General features: G+C 62.2%; 3 protein-coding genes. All 3 read left to right on the top strand.

The features are described 5' to 3' along the window. Window positions 1-23 precede the first annotated feature (23 nt). Window positions 24-1,073 carry a hypothetical protein gene (locus C6P64_RS17795; protein ID WP_105749853.1) on the top strand — a complete coding sequence of 350 codons (1,050 nt, stop codon included), beginning with the start codon at window positions 24-26 and terminating at the stop codon, window positions 1,071-1,073. Between the two features lie 21 nt (window positions 1,074-1,094). Further along, window positions 1,095-1,784, top strand: a complete 690-nt coding sequence (locus tag C6P64_RS17790) for a hypothetical protein (protein WP_105749852.1) — start codon at window positions 1,095-1,097, stop codon at window positions 1,782-1,784. Between the two features lie 10 nt (window positions 1,785-1,794). Beyond that, window positions 1,795-2,603: phage head spike fiber domain-containing protein (locus C6P64_RS18125; protein ID WP_211296894.1), on the top strand; the 809-nt coding region annotated here is incomplete at its 3' end.

The following is a 2,603-nucleotide window of genomic DNA, read 5'->3' as shown; positions in this document are numbered from 1 at the left end:
GACACCTTGAAATCACTCGGCCCATGGCTAACTTCACCCCATTCACAAAGATACCGGTCGCCGGAACGCCGGAATTTGAGGCCGATGTCGGGACCTTCCTGCAGGAAGTGCCTGAGCGGTTCGCGCAAATCAAGGATATCGCCGATGAGGTGGTGGCCAAGGCCGCCATCGTGGACGTCTCCGGCAGCGCCACCTTGGCTGCCACGGCCGCCTCCCAGGCCAGCCGATCAGCCACTCGTTCTGCTGCCAGCGAGGCCAATGCCAAGCTCGCCGCCGAATCGGCTGCTGCCGATGCCGCCACGTCCCGCCTGCGGGCCCAGGACGCTGACCTGTCGGCCGGCCAGTCCGCGGAAAACGCCATCGCCGCAGCAGAGCACCGGGAGGCGGCAGAAGCCGCCGCTGCCCTGGCTGATTCCGCGGGCAATGCCACGGCCGCCCAGCAGGCCAGGCTCGGTGCCGAGGCCGCGCGCGACCGCGCCGTCCAAGCCGAACTGGCTGCGCAGCAGGATGCCGACGCCACTGCCGACGACCGCGTGCAGACCGGTCTCGACCGTGTCCAGACCGGATTGGACCGCGTGCAGACGGGCGCTGACCGGGTGCAGACCGGCCTGGATGCCGCGGCTACCGATGCCGACCGGGCGCAGACCGGCCTTGATCGTGTCCAGACTGGACTGGACCGCGCGCAGACGAGCGCCGACCGCCAGGCTACCTACGAGCTCAAGCTCGCCGCCGGCACCAGCGCCTCGGATGCCGCCGCACAGAAGGCCCTGGCCACCCAGCAGGCCGTGATAGCGACTGCCCAGGCAACCGCCGCCTCGGGCTATGCCGCCCAGGCCAGCACCCATGCCGGCACCGCCAATGCCCAGGCTGCCACCGCCACCACGCAGGCCAACTCGGCCGCCAGCGCTGCAGCTGCCGCCAACGCCGCGCTGCTCGCGTTCGGCAACGTGTTGGCCAACGGCATCGGCATCTTCTCTGTCAACGCCAACGGCGAGCTGATCGGCTCGTACAACGAACCCACCGTCACCAGCATGACCGTCAACGCCAGCGGCGAGCTGGTCGTGACCTACTGACCCCTCCGAAAAGGACCTCCCATGCCTTCCGTCAACCTTGGCCGCATCAAGCCCATCCAGCGCGGCGCCTACCTCGCCGGCACCACCTATCAGCCGCTGGACATCGTGACCTACAACGGCCTGCAGTACATCTGCAAGGCCACGAGCACCGGCAACCTGCCCAGCAACACCAGCTTCTTCGATGCCATCGTCGACGTATCGATCTGGTCGTCTGAACAGCCCGCACCCGGCAAGATCCCGCTGGCTGATGCCCAGGGCAAGATCACCTATCTGTGGGTGGCTCTGACTCCGTTGGTCGAGCAGTCGGACATCGGGACCGCGCCCAATCAGGTACCGAGGAACGGCGACCTGGGCAGCATGGCTTACCAGTCGCACCTCAGCGTGAACATCGAGGGCGGCATCTTCCAAGGCCAGGTCCGCCGCCGTGCGCCTGTGACCAAAACGGCGGCCTTCACGGTCGCCGACAACGAGCACTGGCTGATCTGCAACGGAACGGCCAGCATCCCCGTCACCCTGCCGGATGCCGCTACCAACCTGGGCCGGGAAATCATGCTCACGAACCGTGCCGCGTTCACCGTCGTGTCGGCGTCGAGCAATGTGGTGCCGCTGGCTGGTGGAGCCGCAGGCACCGCCATCCTGGCCGCCGCGGCCGGCAAATACGCAACGCTGGTGTCCGACGGCACCAACTGGATCATCACGCAAGCGAACTGAGGACTGAACCATGGCCATCACATCCAATTTCCCCGCAATCCGTCCCTCGCTGAACCTGGACTTCGCCAACGCCAAGGCGCTCGATCCGCGCATCACCTTCAGCCGCGCAAGTGCTGCTACCTATTACGACGGCAAGACGGTGGCGAAGGCGGAAGAGAACTTGTTTATCAGCTCTCAACTTTTTAGTTCGGCTGGTTGGGTTCTTGCTTATTCTTCTATTGTTAGTAATTCAAGCGTAGCCCCTGACGGTACAGCCACAGCAACAAAACTGCTTGCTGATAATTCGCAAAACTATCACGGCATAAGACAAGGGCTTTCTCTTCCTGCCGGTAATGTATACACTGTGTCTGTGTATGCAAAAGCCGCTGAGTTTTCAAAGCTTTATTTTTCTGATCTTGCAAACGGTCGAGTAGCTGCAAGATTTGATTTGGTTTCTCTTTCCTCTGACAACCCAGCAAGCTCTCCTGGATATTTGGCATCTTCTGTATCGGATATAGGTGGTGGATGGCGTCGCTGTGTTGTCACGTTCTCCGCAGGATCTTCGACAATCTCACTAGGCTTTACAGGATACCCGGATACAGGTGCAAACCTTGGACTGTACGGTGCTAACTACACAGGCGACGGCACTTCTGGTATCTACATTTGGGGCGCCCAACTCGAACAACGCAGCCAAGTCACCGCATACACGCCTACCACGACGCAGCCGATAATCAACTACATCCCTGTCCTGCAAACTGCGCTGGCTGGTGTTCCGCGTTTCGACCACAACCCTGTGACGGGTGAATCGTTGGGGCTACTGGGAGTGATTTCAAGGTGTCT

Origin of the sequence: Malikia granosa (genome assembly GCF_002980595.1) — a bacterium.
Lineage (GTDB): Bacteria > Pseudomonadota > Gammaproteobacteria > Burkholderiales > Burkholderiaceae_C > Malikia > Malikia granosa.
The sequence above is the reverse complement of the archived record's forward strand: the minus strand, read 5'-3'. Positions and strand labels throughout refer to the sequence as shown.